Raw genomic sequence first — 22518 nt, forward strand, 5'->3', positions numbered from 1 at the left:
GATAGCGGTCGCAGGCGCTTTCTTTCGTCTGTGTCAAAATGAACGTTTCTTAGATTAGCACCTACTTTTCTTATCGAATTTGTACGAGTGGAGTCCGCCGTGTCACTTACGCTTTGGCAACAGTGTCTTGCCCGTTTGCAGGATGAGCTTCCTGCCACCGAATTCAGCATGTGGATCCGTCCACTTCAGGCTGAATTAAACGACAATACGCTTGCCTTATATGCTCCTAACCGCTTCGTACTCGACTGGGTTCGGGATAAATACCTCAACAGCATCAATGCACTACTGAATGAGTTCTGCGGTGCGAATGTACCTCTGTTGCGTTTTGAGGTGGGCACGCGCCCGGTTCAACAAGCCGCAGCGGTCAGTCAGCCAGCGATGGCCAGCGTCAGCGCGCCGGCTGCACCGGTTCAAAACCGTCCGGCACCGGCACAAATTGTCCGCCCAAGCTGGGACAACGTCCCTGCGCCTGCGGATGTCACTTATCGCTCTAACGTTAATAATCGTCATAACTTCGATAACTTTGTTGAAGGTAAATCGAACCAGCTGGCACGCGCGGCGGCACGTCAGGTGGCTGATAACCCTGGCGGCGCCTACAACCCACTGTTTCTTTATGGCGGTACGGGCCTGGGGAAAACCCACCTGTTGCATGCAGTCGGCAACGGCATTATTGCGCGTAAACCCAATGCCAAAGTGGTTTATATGCACTCTGAGCGCTTTGTGCAGGACATGGTTAAAGCGCTGCAAAATAATGCTATCGAAGAGTTTAAGCGCTATTACCGTTCGGTTGACGCCCTGCTGATCGATGACATTCAGTTCTTTGCCAACAAAGAGCGTTCTCAGGAAGAGTTTTTCCACACCTTTAATGCGCTGTTAGAAGGCAATCAGCAGATCATCCTGACCTCGGATCGTTATCCAAAAGAGATCAACGGTGTTGAAGATCGTCTGAAGTCGCGATTTGGCTGGGGCTTAACGGTGGCGATCGAGCCGCCGGAACTGGAAACACGCGTTGCGATCCTGATGAAAAAGGCGGATGAAAACGATATCCGCCTGCCGGGCGAAGTGGCTTTCTTTATTGCCAAGCGTTTACGCTCTAACGTCCGTGAGCTGGAAGGGGCATTGAACAGGGTTATCGCCAACGCCAACTTTACCGGCCGGGCGATTACCATCGACTTCGTTCGTGAAGCACTGCGGGATCTGCTGGCCCTGCAGGAGAAGCTGGTCACTATTGATAATATTCAGAAGACCGTTGCTGAGTACTACAAAATTAAAGTCGCTGACCTGCTTTCTAAGCGCCGCTCGCGCTCGGTAGCGCGTCCGCGTCAAATGGCGATGGCGATGGCTAAAGAGCTGACTAACCACAGTTTGCCGGAGATCGGCGACGCTTTTGGTGGTCGCGACCATACCACGGTACTTCACGCTTGCCGTAAGATTGAGCAACTGCGTGAAGAAAGCCACGACATCAAAGAAGATTTCTCAAATCTCATCAGAACATTATCTTCGTGACGCTATGAAATTTATTGTTGAACGTGAACAGTTGCTAAAGCCGCTGCAGCAAGTCAGCGGTCCGCTAGGCGGTCGCCCGACGTTGCCTATCCTCGGCAATCTGCTGATGCAGGTTAATGAAGGATCGTTGTTACTGACCGGCACCGATTTGGAAATGGAAATGGTTGCACGGGTTGCCTTAACCCAGCCGCACGAGACGGGTGCGACGACCGTTCCGGCACGCAAATTCCTGGATATTTGCCGTGGCCTGCCGGAAGGGGCGGAGATAAACGTGACGCTGGAAGGCGAGCGCATGTTAGTGCGTTCCGGCCGTAGCCGTTTTTCGCTCTCTACCCTGCCCGCCAGCGACTTCCCAAATCTGGATGACTGGCAGAACGAGGTGGAATTCACGCTGCCTCAGGCCACGCTAAAACGCCTGATCGAAGCCACGCAGTTCTCTATGGCCCATCAGGACGTACGCTACTACCTGAACGGCATGATGTTTGAGACGGAAGGCGAAGAGCTGCGTACGGTCGCCACCGACGGTCACCGTCTGGCGGTCTGCTCCATGCCCATTGGCCAGGCGCTTCCCAGCCATTCAGTCATTGTGCCGCGTAAAGGGGTTATCGAGCTGTTACGCCTGCTGGACGGCGGTGATACACCGCTTCAGGTGCAGATTGGCAGCAGCAACATCCGCGCGCACGTTGGCGACTATATTTTTACCTCTAAGCTGGTGGATGGTCGCTTCCCGGATTATCGTCGGGTGCTGCCAAAAAATCCGGATAAAGCGCTGGAAGCAGGCTGCGATCTGCTCAAGCAGGCTTTTGCCCGTGCGGCGATCCTCTCTAATGAGAAATTCCGCGGCGTTCGTCTCCATATCACCGAAAATCAGCTAAAAATTACCGCTAATAATCCTGAGCAGGAAGAAGCGGAAGAGATGCTGGATGTCAGCTATACCGGCAGCGAGCTGGAAATCGGCTTCAACGTCAGTTACGTACTGGATGTGCTGAATGCACTTAAGTGCGAGAATGTCCGCCTGCTGCTGACGGATTCCGTTTCGAGCGTGCAGATTGAAGATGTGGTGAGTCCGGCAGCGGCCTATGTCGTCATGCCGATGCGTCTGTAGCACACGGGCTTTATTCGGGCAGTGCGCCTGGCACGTACGCTGTATGCGTCAGGCTCACTGCCCGTGCGAAAAGGTGCGGTGCCGTTGACGTCCTTACTCACTGAGATTCGATAAACCTCATTTGCCCTTCACGCTGGATTTATTCATGGCTTTAACCCGCCTGCTGATAAAAGATTTTCGTAATATTGAACAGGCCGACTTAGCGTTAGCGCCAGGATTTAACTTTCTGGTAGGGGCGAATGGTAGCGGTAAAACCAGCGTGCTGGAGGCGATTTACACGCTGGGTCACGGCCGTGCTTTCCGCAGTTTGCAGGCCGGCCGGGTAATTCGTCACGATCAGGCAGCATTTGTGCTGCACGGCAGGCTAGAAGGCCAGGAACGTGAGTTTTCGGTCGGGCTCAGTAAAAATCGCGCTGGCGAAAGCAAAGTGCGTATTGATGGCAGCGATGGCCACAAAGTCGCTGAGCTGGCACAGTTGCTGCCAATGCAGTTGATCACGCCGGAAGGTTTTACCTTACTCAACGGCGGTCCCAAATATCGTAGAGCCTATGTCGACTGGGGCTGCTTTCATAACACACCCGGTTTTTTTAATGCCTGGAGCAATCTGCGACGCCTGCTTAAGCAACGCAATGCGGCGCTGCGCCAGGTAACGCGCTACAGCCAGATTCGTCCCTGGGATCAGGAGCTGGTGCCGCTGGCGGAGCAAATCAGCCAGTGGCGCGCCGACTACAGCGCAGCCATCTCGGCCGAAATTGTCACTACCTGTGCACAGTTCCTGCCCGAATGTGATCTGCGTTTTTCGTTCCAGCGCGGCTGGGACAAAGAAAGCGATTATGCCGAGTTGCTTGAGCGCAACTTCGAACGCGATCGCGCCCTGACTTATACCGCCAGCGGCCCGCACAAAGCGGATTTTCGTATTCGTGCCGAGGGCACGCCGGTGGAAGATTTACTCTCACGCGGTCAGCTTAAACTGCTGATGTGCGCATTGCGTCTGGCACAGGGCGAGTTCCTGACCCGCCAGAGCGGACGCCGCTGTGTTTACCTCATTGATGACTTTGCTTCTGAACTGGATGACAGCCGTCGCCGCCTGCTGGCGGAACGACTTAAAGCAACCCAGGCACAGGTTTTTGTCAGCGCCATCTCGTCAGAGCATGTAATCGACATGACTGACGAAAAGGGCAAGATGTTCCGCGTGGAACAGGGTAAAATAGCGGTTCAACCTAAAGATTAAATGAGCGAGAAACGTTGATGTCGAATTCTTATGACTCTTCAAGTATCAAAGTCCTGAAAGGGCTTGATGCGGTACGCAAACGCCCGGGCATGTACATCGGCGATACCGATGACGGAACCGGTCTGCATCACATGGTATTCGAGGTCGTGGATAACGCAATCGACGAAGCGCTCGCCGGTCACTGTAAAGATATTGTCGTGACAATCCATGCCGATAATTCGGTTTCCGTTCAGGATGACGGACGCGGAATTCCTACCGGTATCCACGAAGAAGAAGGTGTGTCGGCGGCTGAAGTTATCATGACCGTGCTGCACGCTGGCGGTAAGTTTGACGACAACTCCTATAAAGTGTCTGGCGGCCTGCACGGCGTAGGTGTTTCCGTTGTGAACGCCCTGTCCCAGAAACTGGAACTGACCATTCGTCGTGAAGGCAAAGTGCACCAGCAGATTTATCTGCATGGCGTACCTGAAGCGCCGCTGGCGGTTACGGGAGATACCGATGCAACCGGTACCCGCATTCGTTTCTGGCCAAGCCATGACACCTTCACCAACGTTACCGATTTCGAATACGACATTCTGGCCAAACGCCTGCGCGAACTGTCCTTCCTGAACTCTGGCGTATCGATTCGTCTGGAAGACAAGCGTGATGCAAGAAACGACCACTTTCACTACGAAGGTGGTATCCGCGCCTTTGTTGAGTACCTGAATAAAAACAAAACGCCTATTCACCCAACCGTATTCTATTTCTCAACCGAGAAAGACGGCATTGGCGTGGAAGTCGCACTGCAGTGGAATGACGGCTTCCAGGAGAACATCTACTGCTTCACGAACAATATTCCACAGCGCGACGGCGGTACACACCTTGCGGGTTTCCGCGCCGCGATGACGCGTACGCTGAATGCCTACATGGATAAAGAAGGCTACAGCAAAAAAGCCAAAGTCAGCGCGACCGGTGACGATGCCCGTGAAGGTCTGATTGCGGTCGTGTCGGTCAAAGTGCCGGACCCGAAATTCTCTTCACAGACCAAAGACAAACTGGTTTCTTCAGAAGTGAAATCGGCCGTTGAGCAGCAAATGAATGAACTGCTGGCTGAATATCTGCTGGAAAATCCGGGCGATGCAAAAATCGTTGTGGGCAAAATTATTGACGCCGCACGCGCTCGTGAAGCCGCACGCCGTGCCCGTGAGATGACCCGCCGTAAAGGCGCGCTGGATCTTGCTGGCCTGCCAGGCAAACTGGCGGACTGCCAGGAACGCGACCCGGCGCTGTCAGAAATTTACCTGGTGGAGGGTGACTCTGCGGGCGGTTCTGCCAAGCAAGGCCGGAACCGTAAGAATCAGGCCATTCTGCCGCTGAAAGGTAAGATCCTGAACGTTGAGAAGGCGCGTTTCGATAAGATGCTGGCTTCTCAGGAAGTCGCCACGTTGATTACCGCGCTGGGCTGTGGCATCGGCCGCGATGAATACAATCCGGATAAACTGCGTTACCACAGCATCATCATCATGACCGATGCGGACGTCGACGGCTCCCACATTCGTACACTGCTGTTGACCTTCTTCTATCGTCAGATGCCAGAGATTATCGAGCGTGGTCACGTGTATATCGCGCAGCCGCCGCTGTATAAGGTGAAAAAAGGTAAGCAGGAGCAATACATCAAGGATGACGAGGCCATGCTGCAGTACCAGATTGCTATCGCCCTTGACGGTACCTCGCTGCATACCACCGCCAGCGCACCCGCGCTAGGCGGCGAACCGCTGGAAACACTGGTCGCTGAATTCAACAGCACTCAGAAGATGATCAAACGCATGGAGCGTCGTTATCCGATGGCCATGCTGCGTGCGCTGATTTATCACGACACACTGAGCGATATCAGCAACGAAGCGCAGGTGACCAGTTGGATCAACGGTCTGGTTAGCTACCTGACAGCACGCGAGGCGCACGGCAGTACCTATCTGGCCCAGGTGCGTGAGAACCGTGAGCAGAATGTCTTTGAGCCGGTTTTACGCGTTCGTACACATGGAGTGGACACGGATTATCCTCTGGATGCCGAGTTCCTGCAGGGTGGCGAATACCGCAAGATCTGTGCACTGGGCGGCAAGCTTCGCGGTCTGCTTGAAGAAGATGCCTATATCGAACGTGGCGAACGTCGTCAGCCTGTCAGCAGTTTTGAACAGGCGATTGACTGGCTGGAGAAAGAGTCGCGTCGCGGTCTGTCAGTGCAGCGATATAAAGGTCTGGGCGAAATGAACCCAGAGCAGCTGTGGGAAACCACCATGGATCCGGACAGCCGCCGTATGTTACGCGTGACCATCAAAGATGCGATTGCCGCCGATCAGCTGTTCACCACGTTGATGGGTGACGCGGTTGAACCGCGCCGCGCGTTCATTGAAGAGAATGCGCTGAAAGCCGCAAATATTGATATCTAATCGCCCTGCGACAGACAAAACCCTTCCCACCGGAAGGGTTTTTTTTTGCCCGATACGTCTGCCTGCCCTGCGCGGGCAGAACCCGCTGCAACACGATAATGGTTTACGCGTGCTGTAAAGCGTCGACAAACTGGTCAATGTGAGCTGAATCGCGCTAGCATTGCAGTAAACCCGACACAACGAGGATGCTATGGCTATAAAACTGATCGCAATTGATATGGACGGCACGCTGCTTAATCCGCAGCATGAGATCACACCTGCGGTAAAAACCGCCCTGAACCGCGCCCGGGAAAAAGGGGTGTCCATTGTGTTAGCGACCGGCAGGCCTTTCGTTGGCATTGAGCGTTATCTGAAGGAGCTTGATCTGCAGGCTCACGGACAGTACTGCATCAGCAATAATGGCGCACTGGTTCACCAGGCCGAAGATGGCGAGGTCGTGGCGGATGTGACGCTGGGCTTTGACGATTATTTGTATGTCGAGAAGCTGGCGCGAGAACTGGGCGTACATTTTCAGGCCTTTGATAAATCCCACCTCTATACGCCAAACAAAGACATCAGCGAATTCACTATTCACGAAGCCAGCCTGACCGGTATTCCGGTACGTTATCGCGCAGTAGAAGAGATGGATCCCGCCACGCGTTTCCCGAAACTGATGATGATTGATAAACCCGGCCTGCTTGATGCGGCGATTGCAAAACTGCCTGAGCAGGCGCATCAGACTTACACCATCCTGAAAAGTGCGCCTTACTACCTGGAGATTCTCGATCGCCGGGTGAACAAAGGCTATGGCGTAAAAATGCTGGCAGAAAAACTGGGCCTGAAAGCGGAAGACGTCATGGCGATAGGCGATCAGGAAAACGATCTGGCCATGATTGACTACGCGGGCACTGGCGTGGCGATGGGCAATGCAATTGAGTCGGTGAAGAAAATTGCCCAGTTTATTACCAAAACCAACAGGGAAGATGGCGTCGCGCACGCGATTGAAAAATGGGTACTTTAATTCTTTCCTGACGCAGGATGAAACGGCGAGTGAAAGCACCTGACGCGGCCGTTTCATCGGTAAATACGCGCGTAACTTGTCTGAATATTACCGCTCACTGGATTTTGTCATGTCTGAAAAACAGATCACATTTGCATCACGCCATCATCAGTTGACTAACATCAACGTCTGGACAGCCGACAGCCAGTGGCTGGCATTTGATGTGCGTCCCTCCGGTGCCTCTTTTACCAGCCAGACCATTGAGCGGGTCAATGTCAACACCGGCGACGTGGAGGTGTTATATCAGGCAAGGGATGGCGCGCACGTTGGGGTTGTCACCGTGAGTCCGACATTGCCCCCACGTTACGTTTGTATTCATGGGCCTGAACATCCCGATGACAACTGGCAGTACGATTTTCATCATCGCCGTGGCGTGATCGTTGAAAAGGGTCAGGCAGAAAATCTGGATGCATGTGACATTACTCCGCCCTTTACTGCCGGAGCCTTGCGGGGCGGCTCCCACGTACATGTTTTTAGCCCGGATGGGACACGTCTCAGTTTCACCTATAACGATCATGTGATGCACGAACGGGATCGGCGCCTCGACCTGCGTAACGTTGGCGTCGCCGTTCCCCTGCGGGCGGTTACGCCAGAAAAGCAGCACCCACGAGAATATGACGGTAGCCATTTTTGTGTGTTGGTCAGTGAAACCCACGTCAATCCGCAGCCGGGCAGCGATCAGATCAGTCGGGCATATGAAGAGGGATGGATTGGTAACCAAGGCTATCAAAAACCTGACGGTAGCTGGCAGCGCTGGGCCATCGCCTTTACAGGCGATACCCTTTCCGCTTCAGGCGAAAAGTGTCCTGAGGTGTTCGTGGTCGATCTGCCAGAAAAGCTGGAAGACTTCGCAAAACCCGGCTTTTTCCCACTGGAAGGTAGCAGCGATCGTTTACCGGCTCCACCCGCTGGCGTCCGGCAACGTCGAATAACGACTACCCGGGGCCTGGCATCACAGCCTCGTCACTGGTTGCGCAGCTCGCCAGACGGCAGCAAAATTGCGTTTTTGATGGCGGATAACCACCAGGTCATCCAGCTCTGGGTCGTGTCGCCCAATGGCGGCGAACCACATCAGGTGACCCGGCTTACCCACAGTATTCAGTCGGCGTTTAGCTGGCAGCCTCGCGGCGAAGCCATTGCCTTTATCAGCGACAACAGCGTTATGCGCTGCCATGTGGTAACGGGCGAGTGTGAGCGTTTAACGGTGCGAAGCAGTGAAGCACCGTCTGGTGATGCGGTCGTCTGGTCACCAGACGGGAAGCAGATTGCCTTCATGCGTGAGATTGAGGGCTGGCGACAGTTGTTTACCGTTGCGGTTGCATAGTGGGCATGGGCTGGGCATGCGCCAGATTTTCTTCAGTGTGCGCCAGCTTTTCGCTCTGCAGCACCCGAGCGCGCGGAGAATCCAGGCTTTGGTCGCTGTCACTGCGATAGTAGTCCCATGGCAATAACAGCGTATCCATGACCGCAGAAAACGGCAGGTCAACCAGGGCCAGCGGCTTAAGCGCCCAACTGGTGTTACTGTCGGTCAGAATATCCGCGCTGGCGCGCGTGCCCGGATAATAGCCCTGGCTTGCTCCGGTATGCGACATCACGCTCGAACAGCCGCTTGAAACGACTGCGCAGCACATAACGCCAGCCAGCGGTAACCTTTTCATCATTTTCATATCGTCATCCCTTCAGTCCTGGTCACACCTGGCTGAGTTGGCTCGCCAGCGTACCTTCCCACCTGATAGTGAAGTCCGTTCTGGTCCGGCAATCTACCCCTGAGTGTATGTCATTTCACCGATTTGGCGAAAAAATTACGCACAGGCCCTTGAAAGGATGTTGTCCGCACCCATTTTTATAGCAGGCCGTTAAGGTTGCCGCCGTAAGGGGCAATGCGGTACGACACAACCTGTCCAATGGTGGAAGGTTGCCAAAACTTGCTGACATTCAGGAGTATTTTTATGCGTAACTTTGATCTGTCTCCACTTTATCGCTCTGCTATCGGTTTTGATCGCCTGTTCAACCTGCTTGAGTCCAATCAAAATCAGAGCAATGGCGGTTATCCTCCTTATAATGTCGAACTGGTTGATGAAAACCATTATCGCATTACCATTGCGGTGGCTGGCTTTGCCCAGAGTGAACTTGATATTACTGCCCACGACAACGTGCTGATCGTGCGCGGTGCCCACCCAGAAGAGCAGACTGAACGTAAGTATCTCTACCAGGGCATCGCCGAGCGTAATTTCGAGCGCAAGTTCCAGCTGGCTGACCATATCGTCGTACGCGATGCGCGTCTGGAAAATGGTCTGTTAAGCATCGATCTCGAGCGCCTGGTGCCTGAAGAAGCGAAACCTCGCCGGATTGAAATTCTGAAATAAAGCGGCCGTAATGGCTACGTCATTTTGAAAACGGCCACAGCATACGTGCTGTGGCCGTTTTTTTTGGATACGATGGCGATAACGCGTCACTTAGAAGCGCTGCGGTCAGGGAAACTGACTGAAAAAAGGAGAACGCGCTAAATAAGGCAGGAATACAACCGCCCTGAACGACCAACTGCACAGAAATCAGTGTTGAATCTGCGCCAGTTCTTCCTCGCTCAGGCCTGTCATTTTCATTATGGTGTAAAGATCGAGACCATTCTGTAGCATGGTTCGCGCGACTTCACGTTTCCCTTCATCGCGGCCTCTCTGAATACCTTGCTCAAGGCCTTTCTGAATCCCTTTTTGTTCAAGCTGCTGTGCAATGGTCATTAGCGCGTCTCCATGTTGCGGCACCCGCAGGGCGAGTTCCTGAATGAAAGCCTCGACGGCCGGGGTTTCCCCCGCCTGCATGATATAATGTACCAATGATACGACCTGTGATGATGAAAGATAACCTGACAGCAGCACAGGAACAAGCCTGTCCATCAGATCGGCGAGATCGCGCTGATGGATATGCTTTTGTAACAGCGTCAGCGCAGCCATACTGCGATGGCCCGCTATTTCGTCATCCGATATTACCGTGACATCAACCAGCGGAAAGCGGGTGCTGTACAATTTACCGGCCAGCGCGGGATGGGTAAATTCATCCAGCCAACAGGTGGAATAAGGATATGGCCTGCGTCTCCCCATATAAAACAGTACGGGTATCACCAGCGGCAAGGCTTTATGGCCAGCTTCGAGATGGCGCTGCATTGCCGCTACCGCGTAGCGCAGGAGCCTGAACGCCATATGTTTATCGGGTGAAGACTGATGCTCGATCAACACATGAACATAACCCTCACCGCCTGCGGTTTTCAGGCTGTAAAGCACATCGCTAAAATATTGACGAAGATCCGCTTCGACAAAAGAACCTGACTCCAGCTTTAACGTATTGAGATCACAAACAGCGCGCAGCTCTTCAGGGAGATGAATATCCATAAAATCGCGGGCAATTTCGGGCTGGGTTAAAAATTGCCGGAAAGTCGCATCGTGCGGTGTTGGCGTAGTGTTTTTTTTCATCACATCCGGCCTGTGAATGATAATAAGCACAGCTCCCCGGCCCGGAAGTAACGTTTGAGGCTGAGGAAATCGTGCAATTTTTTTGGTCTTTCATTGCCTTGGTGGATTGATACTTTCATCTCCCCGGCGGGCTGTCCAGGCTAATTATTTTTTCTGAGGAGTGCGTTCCATATTTATGCCTGCTGACCCGTCGTTAATAAATATAATGCCGCGCCGACTTCTATATTTAAACGCCCTACCAATGAAAATAATGACCACTCATGTGTGATAACCAATCGTTTTATATGCATCACGTAAAAACATGCATGCAATAACATCCCCTTCAACCCTGGCCATTCTCATCACTTATTTTCCTTAAAAATTTTTCTATAACATTTCATCACCTATACACTCACACAGGATTAAATTTATTTTTATAAATCATGCTGACCAAAAACGCTTAGCGATAAACTTAACCGTAACGACAGATTAGAATATAACGTTACACGACGATACATTAAATACTCTTTCCAACATGTAAGGAGTCTCTTAATGGCTATAACCCGACGCTTTATATTACAGGCCGGCGGTGCGCTGAGTGCGCTAACGGTTTTTAACGCCCTCAGCAGCACACCTTTTAGCTCAGGAGAAAAACAACCTGTATTGGACGTTCCCGAAGGCAGCGTGGACTGCCATATGCACCTTTATAACGATAAATACCCTGCTGCGCCCGGTGCCAGCTTACGGCCCGCCAATGCCTCTCTTGCCGACTACCACCAGTTACAAACCCGGCTGGGACTTCGCCGCATGGTCATTGTCACACCTTCGACCTACGGCACAGATAACCGGCTTTTAATTGACGGTCTCAGGCAGAGTGGTGGACAGGCAAGGGGCGTGGCCGTTGTCGACGATTCGGTGAGTGATGCAGAGCTACAAGAAATGGACCGGCAGGGCGTGCGTGGTATCCGTTTTAATTTGAGCAGAGGGGGAACCTCTCTGGACAGTCTGGAGCCTCTTGCTTCTCGAATCGCACCACTGGGATGGCATATTCAGGTTGTTGCGCCCGGTGAAAAACTGGCTGAGCTGGCATCGCGCCTGAGAGCATTGCCGACAAAGCTGGTTATCGATCACATGGGACATGTTCCGCAACCCGAGGGAACAAAAGCGCCGTGTTTCCAGACATTAACCCGTCTTCTTGACGCGGGTAATACCTGGATAAAACTGTCTGGACCCTATATCAAGTCGCGCATCGGACCACCGGGTTATGAGGATGTCGGCCAGGTCGCTGCGGAACTGGTAAGGCGCCGGCCAGACCGCCTGTTATGGGGAAGTGACTGGCCCCATCCGACAAAAGCAGAAAATGATAAGCCCGATGATGCCGCTATGCTCGATTTACTGGCGCACTGGGCACCTTCGTCTGCGGACAGGTTGTTGATTTTGCGCGATAATCCATCAGAGCTCTATGGCTTTGATCATCACGCCCACGGATAAACAATCAGAAAATGAGGTTGTATGCTCGTCAGAGGCCTGCAACCTCAGCCTGATACTTTAGATCTGCGGGCGCATAAACCACCGCTGCCTGATCATGCCACCAAACATATTCACCAGCAGGCCGACAATAATGATCGCAGCGCCGACAACCTGCTGGAGTGACAGCGTTTCGTTCAACAACAAGGCTGCACTGACGATTCCAACAACCGGAACCAGCAGAGAAAGCGGTGCCACGCGCCAGGTTTCATAACGGCTAAGCAGCGTACTCCAGATGCCATAGCCCAAAATAGTCGCGATAAAGGCCAGATAAACGAGCGCCAGTACCGTCTGCAGGTTAATCTGCGCCAGGCTACTGACTATCGCGGCTTTACCGTCGAACAGCAGCGAACAGCCAATAAAGGGGATAACCGGGACCAGTGCGCTCCAGACCACCAGCGACATCACCGGCACCGGATAGTGACGCGTAATGATCTTATTCGTGATGTTCCCCAGCCCCCAGGAGAATGCCGCTGCCAGCATAAGCATCATCGTGGTGAGCGTAATACCAGCCGCACTCTGGCCCACCATTCCTGAGGTCGCTAACAAAAAAATGCCCAGCGTGGCGATAATAATGCCCGCGATATGGTTCCAGCGGAGTTTCTCTGCCAGGAACAGCGCGCCGAGTAGCAACGTAAAGAACGCCTGGGCCTGTAGCACCAGCGAGGCCAGACCTGCGGGCATGCCCAGCTTGATCGCCAAAAACAGAAACGCAAACTGTCCAAAGCTGATGGTCATCCCGTAGAGTAAAATCCAGCGCAGTGGCACGGCAGGACGACGCACCAGCAAAATGGCAGGAAAGGCGACCAGGGCAAAACGCAGCCCGGCCAGCAGGAAGGGCGGCATATTCTGCAGGCCCAGTTTGATCACCACAAAGTTCACGCCCCAGGCAACCACCACGCAAAGGGCCAACAGCATATCTTTTCCCGACACAGCACACTCCTTTTGCCCGTCTCAGGCCACAATAGCGCTGAGCTCAATCGCATCTATCGATAATGCAAAAACAGGCCTCGGCAGCCCCTCAATATCAGGTTGAGGCAGCGTGGCGTATAACCAGGTAACCTCACATAGGGCTGTCCGTGTTCAGACCGGGAGCAGGTCTAACTGTCCCGCCAGGCGTGCTCCACTTCCTCTGCAAGAATCTGTACGGCTCGTTCAATATTTTCCGCATCCGGCACGTAGTTCATACGCATGCACTGATGCGTGTGCGGCCAGTCATGTTCCAGCCCCGGGAAGAAAAAGTGCCCGGGCACCATCAGTACGCCTCGCGCCTTAAGCCGTTGATACAGCAGCTCCGTGCTGATCGGCAAATCGCGGAACCATAACCACAGGAAAATCGCCCCTTCGGGTTTATGTATCAGACAACGTTCTGCGGGCAAATAACGACGAATAATGTTAATCGTCTCCATGACCTTGCGCTGGTAGAAGGGTTTGATCACCCCTTCAGACAGCCGCAACAGATCGCCACGCTGGATCATTTCACAGGCGATAGCGGGCCCAATACTGCCCGGTGCCAGGCTGATAATGCCGTTCATGTTACTAATCGCCGTGATGGTACTTTCATCAGCGATGATAATTCCGCAGCGCGCGCCAGGCAGGCCGAGTTTGGACAGGCTCATGCAGAGAATGATATTGGGGTTCCACAAAGGCCGGACATCGCTGAAAATAATGCCCGGAAAGGGGACGCCATAGGCATTGTCGATCAGCAGCGGAACCTCATGCTGCTGCGCCAGCACATCCAGCTTCAGCAGTTCGTCATCGGTAATCACGTTACCGGTTGGATTCGTCGGGCGTGATACACAAATCAGGCCGACGTCATCATTCATGGGCAAATGTTCAAAATCGACGTGGTACTTAAACTGCCCTTCCGGCAGTAACTCAATATTCGGCTTGGCCGAAATAAACAGATCGTCATCCAGACCCGCATCGGCATAGCCCAGATATTCGGGGGCCAGAGGGAACAGCACGCGTTTTTTGCTGCCGTCACTGCGGCGCCCTGCAAACAGGTTAAACAGATAGAAAAACGCGCTCTGGCTGCCGTTGGTCAGGGCAATATTCTGTGCAGTAATAGACCAGCCCAGTTGCTCTCGCAACATCGTCGCCAGCGCATCCAACAGCACCGCCTTGCCGCGAGGGCCATCGTAATTACACAAGGCCTCACTCAGTTTGCCTTCATCGTGCATATGCTGCAGCAACTGCTGAAAATAGTCGTTCATCTCCGGAATCTGCGCGGGATTGCCACCGCCAAGCATGATAGTGCCTGGCGTGCGTAAGCCTGCACCCATGTCTTCCATCAGACGTGAGATGCCGGAATGCTGAGTAAATTTGTCGCCGAACTGAGAAAAGGCCATAGCGGTTAAAAATTTGTAATGAATAATGGGAGAACCACCATAACGCCCGCTCCCGGCGGGCGCAATGGAAAGCCGTGGGGATTACGTCAGGACATGCGGATTAACGCAGTTTTTCTCTACATTGCCGTTAAGGGCTGCAATCAGGTTTTCAACCGCATCCTGCATCATTCCGTATCGGGTTTCGTGGGTCGCTGAACCAATGTGCGGCAGCGTCACGACATTCGGTAACGACAGCAGCGGCGAGTCAGTGGGTAAAGGCTCTTTTTCGAAGACATCCAGCCCGGCGGCGTGAATAGTGCCCTCCTGCAGGGCGGCAATCAGGGCGTTTTCATCCACCACTGGCCCACGGCCGGCATTGATCAGTACCGCACTGGACTTCATCAGTTTCAGCTGTTCCGCGCCGATCAAATGGTAAGTCTCTTCAGTCAGCGGCAGGCTGATGCATACAAAGTCGCTCTGTTTCAATAGCGTTTCCAGTTCACACCGTTCTGCGGCGAACTGTGACTCGGCCTGCGCGTGCTGGCGGCGAGCCTGATAAATAATTTTCATGCCAAAACCGAAATGCGCCCGCTGGGCCAGCGCCATGCCTATGCGGCCCATCCCCAGAATGCCCAACGTTTTGTGGTGTACATCAATACCAAAATGCGCCGGTCCGATGCTTTTTTGCCAGTTGCCAGCCTTGACCCAGGCATCCAGCTCCGGAATGCGGCGCGCGCTGCTGAGCACCAGCGCCATGATGGTGTCGGCGACCGTTTCAGTCAGCACCGTCGGCGTGTGCATCAGCACCACGCCTCGTTGATTTAACGCATCCACATCAAAGTTGTCATAGCCCACAGACACGCTTGAGCAGGCCCGCAGTCTGGGCATTTTTGCCAACAGATCGCGATTAACTTTGCCGCCCGAGCCCAGTAATCCTTCTGCCTCCTGCAGCGCTTTTTCATGCTGCTGCTGGCTTTCTGGCGACAGATCCTTGATTTCAGTCACCGTGGCATGTTCAGCAAGACGCGCACGCAGATCGTCAGGCAATTTTTTGTATAGAATGACGGCGGGTTTCATCAGATAGCTTCCTGTAAATAGATGACGGGCAACGCTAAGGTCGCCCGGAGAAGAGGCTAACGCTTACGCTTTCAGGCCGGTTTCGCCCCATGAAGCGACGGCGCCTTATTTTGTGCAGGTTTGACGATAAGCGTCAGTACCACTGACAGCAGTAACGCCCCTCCCATAAAGATATAGGAGGCAGAAGGACTCCCGGTCGCGCCATTCAGATAACCCACAATCCATGAGCCGATAAAGGAACCCAGCGCACCCATACTGTTGATCAGGGCCATTGCGCCACCTGAAACATTACGTGGCAACATTTCCGGGATAATGGCAAAGAAGGGGCCATATGGCGCGTACATCGCAGCCCCGGCGATCACTAACAACGTATAGGATAGCCAGAAATTGCCCGATCCTACCAGGTAGGAGCCGAGGAAGGCCAGCGCCCCAATCAGCAATAAAGGCCAGACGAATAACTTACGGTTTTGGGTTTTGTCTGACGCCCAGGACACCAGCACCATTGCAATGGTCGCCGCCAGATAAGGCACTGCCGATAACCAGCCCGCCTCCACCATGCCCATTTGCGTACCGTTACGCAAAATTGAAGGTAGCCACAGCACGAAACCGTAAACGCCAATGCTCCAGGCAAAATATTGCATACACAGAATGATCACATTGCGGTTACGGAAGGCTTCCCCATAGTTACGCACGGCCTTGATACTTTCCTGCTCTTTTTGCAACTCGGCCTGCAGCGCGGCTTTTTCGACCTCACTCATCCAGCGTGCCTGTGAGGGTTTGTCCTGCACCACAAACCACCAGGCTACGGCCCAGATAACCGCAGGAATGCCTTCAAAAATAAACATTTCCCGCCAGCCAAAGGCCTCAATCAGATAACCGGAGACCACTGACATCCACAATACCGTGACCGGATTGCCCAGGATCAGAAAGGTATTAGCCCGCGAGCGTTCAGATTTAGTAAACCAGTTACTGATATAAATCAGCATCGCAGGCATTACGGCCGCTTCAACCACGCCGAGGATAAAGCGAATGGCCGCCAGCATGGGAATATTACTGACTACGCCGGTCAGTGAGGCGCAGCCGCCCCACAGAATCAGGCACCAGAAGATCAGTTTTTTTACGCTGCGGCGTTCGGCATAAATCGCGCCGGGTATCTGAAAAAAGAAATATCCCAGAAAGAACAAGGCGCCCAGTAATGACGACATGCCTTTCGTGATGCCCAAATCGTCGTTAATGCCCGCTGCTGAGGCAAAACTAAAATTGGCACGGTCAAGGTAGGCAAGGCTGTAAGTAATAAACACGATGGGCATGATGAACCACCAGCGTTTTGGCGCGATCGTCTGCGTTTTCATCGGGAACTCCTCTGTCTGTGTTTGAGGGCTGGGCTATGCATCGCCTAACTGCTGACGCGTCGGCAACCCTTCGCTGTCGCCAATAACCTGAATCGCCAGTGAACCTATTTTGTTACCCCGGCGGATCGCCTGCACCAGTGGCTTCCCTTCCAGCAACGCACTAATCACACCCACGGCAAAGCCATCCCCTGCCCCTACAGTATCGACGACGTTATCCACTCTCATCGCCTCAACCTGGCCCTGTTCACCGCTGGCCGTCTTGTACCAGGCACCCTCACAGCCGGTTTTAATGATCACCGCCTTTACGCCCTTATCAAGATAAAAGTCAGCGATATCCTGCGGCTGGCGATAGCCAGTTAAGATATAGCCCTCTTTTTCGCCAGGCAGTACCCAGTCTGCGTATTCTGCTAACAGATTGAGCTGCTTGCGCATTTCGCCTTCGCTGCGCCACAGTACTGGACGCAGATTGGGGTCAAACGAAAGCGTTTTGCCTCGCGCCCGCATCTCTTTCGCAGCATGCTTTGTCAGCTCAAGTGAGCTGTCTGAAATCGCTGCTGCAACCCCGCTGAGGTGCAGATGACGTGCAGCGCCAAAATAGTCGTGATCAAAATCTGTTGGCGACAGATGACTGGCGGCGGAGCCCTTACGAAAGTACTCCACCAGCGGATCTGAACCGTCGTCGACTTTGGATTTCAGCTGGAAGCCGGTCGGATAGCGCGGGTCAACGGTCACCTGACGATGATCGATGTTTTCCTTATCCAGCACCTGACAGATGAAGCGACCAAAGGCGTCCTGCCCCACGCGGCTCACCCAGCCCACTTTCAGCCCCAGTCGCGCCAGACCAATAGCGACGTTCAGCTCTGCGCCAGCGGCGCGCTTCACAAAGGTGTCTACTGCGGCCAAATCGCCCGTTTCACGGGCGACAAACATGGCCATGGCCTCACCGATGGTGATTACATCAAGCGTGCCGTTTGGATGGGTAGTCATATGTACTCCTCAGACGTTACGCAGCAGCGTCACATAATGGCGCGTCACCGCAATCAAATCGTCGCCTTCCAGCGGAAACTCAATGCCGCGAGGCACTGCTGCTGGCAACCGGTGTAACAGGCTTTGCCAGCCAGGGCCGGCATCATCCAGCGCGATGGCGCGGTAGCTTGTCCCCTGCGGCACCGCCGCTTTGACATGCACGTAACCCACATGCTCAGCCAGCAGACCAGCCGCCTGGATCGGGTCTTCACCTGTCCAGCACCAGTTACCCATGTCAAATGTCATGGTAATCGGCAGCGCCGCCTCACCGGCGGCCTTAAAGAACCCTACCATCGGTTGCTGTTTGCCGAAGCGGGTTTGATCGTTTTCCACAGTCAGGGGCACGCCATATTCTGTCATCAAGCCACGTAGCTTTTCGCTGTACAGCGCGCCCGTAAAGTTACCCAGCGCCACTTTCAGCCGCTGTGCATTCAACTGACGTGCTTCGGAAAAGTAACCGTCCAGTAAGGGGTTAAGTTTGCCGTCCTCACAGAACAAGGTGTCGGGTACCGAATAACTGATGCGCAGCTGGTGCACCTGCGCTGCCTGCGCCAGCGCGGGTAAATGGGCTAACGTGGTCTCATCAAACAGTTCACGGCGGATTTCCACACCGTCGGCGCCCGCCTGCTGGATAAGGGGCAATAGCGCGGCCTGCCCGCCCAGCTCAGCAATCTGTTGATGACCATACGCGGCGGCCACGACGATGATTTCGGGCTTCATTACGACTCCTGATGTGAAAATCTGCATTAACGTTATAAAAACGTTAAATGGAACCGGTTCCAAAGCAAAGTAGCAAAATGCGGAAGTATGATCGTGCTCACGAAGCGAGCACGTAATCGAAGGGAAGAGTCTGAAAATCAGCCGAGGCGTTGGCTGGAACCGCGCACGATGAGTTCGCCTGAAAAAACCTGTTCACAAGGTGGATGGTCGTGCCCCTCAATACGGGATATAAGACGTTCGAGCGCGCGATAACCGATTTGCCAGGTGGGCTGCTTTAAGGTGGTAATACCGACGCCAGCCAACGCAGCCCATTCGAGCTCGTCAAACCCTAACAGGCCAATATCTCTACCCCAGCGTAGGGCAAGACGCTGCAGAGAATGAGCCACCTGCAAGGTCAGCGCGCCATTGGCTACCATTACCGCACAGCGTTTTCCCGCGTGCCGCTGATGAAAGTCGCGCAGAATCTTATCCATTATCCCGGGCTGGTGCAGCGCGACTTCCGCATTCTCATGGGCGATTGCGGGATGTGCAGCAAGACGTTGCCGAAACGCCTGCAGTCGCTCCCGGCGCGTATTCACGCTGCCTAAGGGTTCGCTGAGAAACAGCAGCGACTCATAACCGTTGTCAATAAGATGGGCGGTGGCCGTTTCTGCCGCTTCGGCATTATTCAACCCGACCACATCGCAGGGGAAATCAGGGATTTTTCGGTCGATCAGCACCATGGGCAGTAAAGACTGTTGTAGTCGGCTCAGTACCGCTTCATGCATGCCAACGGCGTTAACGACAATGCCCTCAACCTGATAGCTGCTCAGCAATTGCAGGTAATGTTGCTCCAGATCGACTTCGTTATTGGTATTACACATCAGTAACGTAAAGCCACATTCACGGCAGGCCGCTTCAATGCCACACATGACGTCTACAGAATAGGGATTGGTGATATCGGCGATGATCAGGCCAATGAGTCGGGTACGCCCCCGTTTCAGGCCACGTGCCATCTGGCTTGGCCGATAGTTAAGATCGCTAATCGCCTGCTCGATGCGCATTTTTAAATCGGCAGAAAGCAGATGTTGCTCGCCGTTTAAATAGCGCGAGACGCTGGTTTTACCGGTTTTTGCCGCATGAGCAACATCGCTGATAGTGGCGCGAGGCGGCCTGATTTTCATAAAGTATTCCGCAAATTAAGCATCCCGCGAGACTACCACAGCCATACAACATGGCAAAAACGTTCGCGTTACTGAGGAAATTGCAGCCAGGGTTGCCACAGTACTTGTAACTCCGCCAGCGGTGCTCCTTCCAGCAGCCGCATCACCATCATCGCAACCTGCTCGCCTCTCTGCTGCTCGCTGGCCTGCCGAATGGCGATAACCGGATGATCGATAATGGCGTCGACCGGTAGCCCATCCCATGCCACTAAGGCAACAGCAGTATCACCCTCCAGGCGGCCCGCCTGCTGTAAGGCCACGAGCGCGCCTTCCGCCAGGGCGCTGCAATCGGTGATAATGGCCTGAGGTTGCAGCCCCTGTGCCAGCCAGTCTGTGGTTTGCTGATAGCCCGCCCGGCGCGACGGCGCAACCACCGCCGTGGCATAGGGCGGTACGGAATCCATTGCGTTGAGGTAGCCCTGGCGACGATCGCGCACAAAGGTGCAGGTTGTATTGCCTCCGAGCCAGGCGATGCGTTGCATACCCAGCGCCAGGCAGTGTTTTACCGCCAGTGCCGAACCTGCGGCGTTATCAACGTCGAACCAGGCATGATTCTGCTCTGAATCACTGCGTCCCAGCGTAAGAAAACTCACGCCTTTCTGCTGCAGGCTGAGCAGGCGCGCGTCATGAGGTGACGTGTGCGTAACAACAATGGCATCCACTGCCCGGCTGCGCAGCATGCGAATCAGTGAACGCTGCCCGTCATGCGGTTTATCTGTTAACAACACGAGATCGATATCGTGTTTGGAAAGACGCTGATCGAGCGCCAGTAATATCTTGTTAAAGTGCGTATCGTTGAAAGCGGGTGTGGTCATTGGATAAACCAGGCCAACCGCATTGGCACGGCCGGTTTTCAACCGTCGCGCTGCAACGTTGGGACGGTAGCCGCGCCGCTGCGCTTCTTCTTTCACGCGCTGCCGCGTTTGCTTTGCCACATCATCATAGCCGTTGAGTGCCCGGCTCACTGTGGTAACGGAGAGACCCAGTACTGACGCAATGGCTTTAAGTGACATGATGCGTTATCCATTGTTCAATTTGAACCATTCTGGCATAAAGCGTTGACAGGCACCGTGCGCAGGTTCCCAACTGGAAACCTTACCCATTTTATTACCAAAAGCCGTCGAAAAAAGGACAGCGAGTCTGACTTTGCCCCCGACAACGGGGGCGAGATGATCAATTTAACGGACTGAGCGTGATTTCAACGCGGCGGTTCTGCGCCTTACCGGCTTCAGTGCTGTTGGTAGCAATTGGACTGTCTGGACCTGCCCCCTGGGTATGCAAGCGGCTGCCGGCTACACCCTGAACGATCAGCGCGCTGGCCACACTCTCTGCACGCTGCTGCGACAGACGCATATTTAAAGCACGCGAGCCGGTGCTGTCCGTGTGTCCCACGACATTCACGGCGGTTTTAGGATACTCTTTTAGCACCATAGCGACGCCGGTCAGCGTGTTAGCGCCCGCCGGTTTCAGGCTGCTGCTACTGGAATCAAAGGTTACATTGTTCGGCATATTCAGCACGATGTTATCGCCCTGACGCGTAACGCTAACGCCGGTTCCCTTCATTTTGTCACGCAGCTTCGCTTCCTGAACATCCATGTAATAGCCCACGCCGCCGCCTAACGCCGCGCCGCTTGCTGCACCGATTAACGCACCTTTGCCCCGATCTTTCTTCGAAGAGGAAAGCACGCCAACGCCAGCACCCACTAATGCACCCAAACCTGCGCCTACACCGGATTTTCCCGCCTGAGACTCACCGGTATAAGGATTAGTTGTACAACCTGATACCACCAAACTACCGCTCAACAGCAGGGTGAGAGCAATTAACTTTTTCTGCATTATTTGTCCCTTAGATTCATCACAACGAGGCACCTTGTCCCCGGTTGGCATTGATTATGCCGCGCAAAAGTGAGGAAAATCCTTAGACAATGTCTTATTTTGTAAAGGATCGACGTTAAATGTTGTCAGGATGACAAAAGCAGTTGGTTTGATGATCGTTTATCAGGCCGCAGGCCTGCATAAATGAATAACAAATTGTCGGGCCGATGAATTTAAAACCACGCGTCTTTAGCGCTTTTGAAAGCGCGATAGCCTGCGCAGAGGTGGTGGGACTTTGTTTGTAATCGGCAACATGATTGACGACAGGCTGATTATCAACGAACTGCCATACAAAGTGGGCAAAATCCTCCCCTTTTGCTTCCATTGCCAGCATCGCCCGGGCATTAGCAATAATGGCCGCAATTTTTCCGGGATGACGAATAATGCCGCTGTTTTGCATCAGTTGGGCGATATCCTGATCGTCCATCTGCGCAATGGCTTGCGGTTCAAACTGGTGAAACGCGGCGCGGTAATTTTGGCGTTTTTTCAGTACGGTAATCCAGGATAGCCCAGCCTGCTGGCCTTCCAGACAAAGCATTTCAAACAGCGCCTGCTTATCCCTCTGCGGTCTGCCCCACTCGTCGTCGTGATACGCCAGATAGACAGGATCTTGCGTTACCCAGCCACATCGTTGCATCGTGTTTTTCCTTTTATGC

At 53.7% G+C, this 22518-nt stretch carries 20 protein-coding genes; 8 read left to right on the forward strand and 12 right to left on the reverse strand.

Annotation, left to right across the window (positions count from 1 at the left end):
• Positions 1-99 precede the first annotated feature (99 nt).
• The 6 genes from dnaA to PAGR_RS00030 all read left to right on the forward strand — a co-directional run bounded on the left by dnaA (position 100) and on the right by PAGR_RS00030 (position 8631).
• Positions 100-1506: a chromosomal replication initiator protein DnaA gene (gene dnaA, locus PAGR_RS00005; RefSeq protein ID WP_014332919.1), complete on the forward strand. Its 1407-nt coding sequence runs from the start codon at positions 100-102 to the stop codon at positions 1504-1506.
• A 4-nt stretch (positions 1507-1510) separates the two neighbouring features.
• Positions 1511-2611: a DNA polymerase III subunit beta gene (gene dnaN / locus PAGR_RS00010; RefSeq protein ID WP_014332920.1), complete on the forward strand. Its 1101-nt coding sequence runs from the start codon at positions 1511-1513 to the stop codon at positions 2609-2611.
• 145 nt (positions 2612-2756) lie between these two features.
• Positions 2757-3842 carry a DNA replication/repair protein RecF gene (recF, locus tag PAGR_RS00015; protein WP_014332921.1) on the forward strand — a complete coding sequence of 362 codons (1086 nt, stop codon included), beginning with the start codon at positions 2757-2759 and terminating at the stop codon, positions 3840-3842.
• Between the two features lie 17 nt (positions 3843-3859).
• Positions 3860-6268, forward strand: a complete 2409-nt coding sequence (gene gyrB / locus PAGR_RS00020; protein WP_014332922.1) for a DNA topoisomerase (ATP-hydrolyzing) subunit B — start codon at positions 3860-3862, stop codon at positions 6266-6268.
• 190 nt (positions 6269-6458) lie between these two features.
• The gene (yidA, locus tag PAGR_RS00025; RefSeq protein ID WP_013023994.1) at positions 6459-7268 is read left to right on the forward strand and encodes a sugar-phosphatase; all 810 of its coding nucleotides are present in this window, start codon (positions 6459-6461) and stop codon (positions 7266-7268) included.
• 109 nt (positions 7269-7377) lie between these two features.
• Positions 7378-8631 (forward strand): YidR family protein, encoded by a 1254-nt coding sequence (locus PAGR_RS00030; protein WP_014604701.1) that lies wholly within the window; start codon positions 7378-7380, stop codon positions 8629-8631.
• Here the strand turns inward: PAGR_RS00030 and PAGR_RS00035 are convergent.
• Positions 8612-8974, reverse strand: coding sequence for a YceK/YidQ family lipoprotein (locus PAGR_RS00035; protein ID WP_013023991.1), 363 nt, complete (start codon positions 8972-8974; stop codon positions 8612-8614). The two genes, PAGR_RS00030 and PAGR_RS00035, sit on opposite strands and share 20 nt — an antisense overlap.
• A 282-nt stretch (positions 8975-9256) precedes the next feature.
• Here PAGR_RS00035 and ibpA point away from each other — a divergent pair, with 282 nt between their 5' ends.
• On the forward strand, positions 9257-9673 hold the full coding sequence (ibpA, locus tag PAGR_RS00040; RefSeq protein WP_014332924.1) for a small heat shock chaperone IbpA: 417 nt from the start codon (positions 9257-9259) through the stop codon (positions 9671-9673).
• A 186-nt stretch (positions 9674-9859) separates the two neighbouring features.
• Here the strand turns inward: ibpA and PAGR_RS00045 are convergent, their stop codons facing one another.
• Positions 9860-10774: an Rpn family recombination-promoting nuclease/putative transposase gene (locus tag PAGR_RS00045; RefSeq protein ID WP_014604702.1), complete on the reverse strand. Its 915-nt coding sequence runs from the start codon at positions 10772-10774 to the stop codon at positions 9860-9862.
• Between the two features lie 531 nt (positions 10775-11305).
• Between PAGR_RS00045 and PAGR_RS00050 the strand changes: the two genes are divergently transcribed.
• Positions 11306-12244 (forward strand): amidohydrolase family protein, encoded by a 939-nt coding sequence (locus tag PAGR_RS00050; RefSeq protein ID WP_014604703.1) that lies wholly within the window; start codon positions 11306-11308, stop codon positions 12242-12244.
• Positions 12245-12301: 57 nt separating this feature from the next.
• On the opposite strand, the gene PAGR_RS00055 is transcribed toward PAGR_RS00050, so the two are convergent.
• The 10 genes from PAGR_RS00055 to PAGR_RS00100 form a co-directional block, all read right to left on the reverse strand.
• Entirely contained in the window at positions 12302-13213 is a 912-nt protein-coding gene (locus PAGR_RS00055) for an O-acetylserine/cysteine exporter (protein ID WP_014604704.1), read from the reverse strand.
• 167 nt (positions 13214-13380) lie between these two features.
• Positions 13381-14631 (reverse strand): valine--pyruvate transaminase, encoded by a 1251-nt coding sequence (locus PAGR_RS00060; protein WP_013023986.1) that lies wholly within the window; start codon positions 14629-14631, stop codon positions 13381-13383.
• An 81-nt stretch (positions 14632-14712) separates the two neighbouring features.
• Positions 14713-15687: a glyoxylate/hydroxypyruvate reductase GhrB gene (gene ghrB, locus PAGR_RS00065; RefSeq protein WP_014332929.1), complete on the reverse strand. Its 975-nt coding sequence runs from the start codon at positions 15685-15687 to the stop codon at positions 14713-14715.
• A gap of 71 nt (positions 15688-15758) precedes the next feature.
• Complete coding sequence (locus PAGR_RS00070) at positions 15759-17039, reverse strand: MFS transporter (RefSeq protein WP_014604705.1); 1281 nt, start codon at positions 17037-17039, stop codon at positions 15759-15761.
• 33 nt (positions 17040-17072) lie between these two features.
• Positions 17073-18026: a sugar kinase gene (locus PAGR_RS00075; protein ID WP_013023983.1), complete on the reverse strand. Its 954-nt coding sequence runs from the start codon at positions 18024-18026 to the stop codon at positions 17073-17075.
• Positions 18027-18035: 9 nt separating this feature from the next.
• Positions 18036-18785, reverse strand: a complete 750-nt coding sequence (locus PAGR_RS00080; protein WP_014332930.1) for a sugar phosphate isomerase/epimerase family protein — start codon at positions 18783-18785, stop codon at positions 18036-18038.
• 137 nt (positions 18786-18922) lie between these two features.
• The gene (locus PAGR_RS00085; protein WP_013023981.1) at positions 18923-19948 is read right to left on the reverse strand and encodes a LacI family DNA-binding transcriptional regulator; all 1026 of its coding nucleotides are present in this window, start codon (positions 19946-19948) and stop codon (positions 18923-18925) included.
• A 68-nt stretch (positions 19949-20016) separates the two neighbouring features.
• A complete protein-coding gene (locus PAGR_RS00090; RefSeq protein WP_014604706.1) occupies positions 20017-21000 on the reverse strand; it encodes a LacI family DNA-binding transcriptional regulator in 984 nt (327 codons plus the stop codon).
• Positions 21001-21160: 160 nt separating this feature from the next.
• Positions 21161-21823, reverse strand: coding sequence for an OmpA family lipoprotein (locus PAGR_RS00095; protein WP_014604707.1), 663 nt, complete (start codon positions 21821-21823; stop codon positions 21161-21163).
• A 115-nt stretch (positions 21824-21938) separates the two neighbouring features.
• On the reverse strand, positions 21939-22499 hold the full coding sequence (locus PAGR_RS00100; protein ID WP_029570816.1) for a DNA-3-methyladenine glycosylase I: 561 nt from the start codon (positions 22497-22499) through the stop codon (positions 21939-21941).
• Positions 22500-22518 lie beyond the last annotated feature (19 nt).

The sequence above is a fragment of the Pantoea ananatis PA13 genome (genome assembly GCF_000233595.1).
Lineage (GTDB): Bacteria > Pseudomonadota > Gammaproteobacteria > Enterobacterales > Enterobacteriaceae > Pantoea > Pantoea ananatis.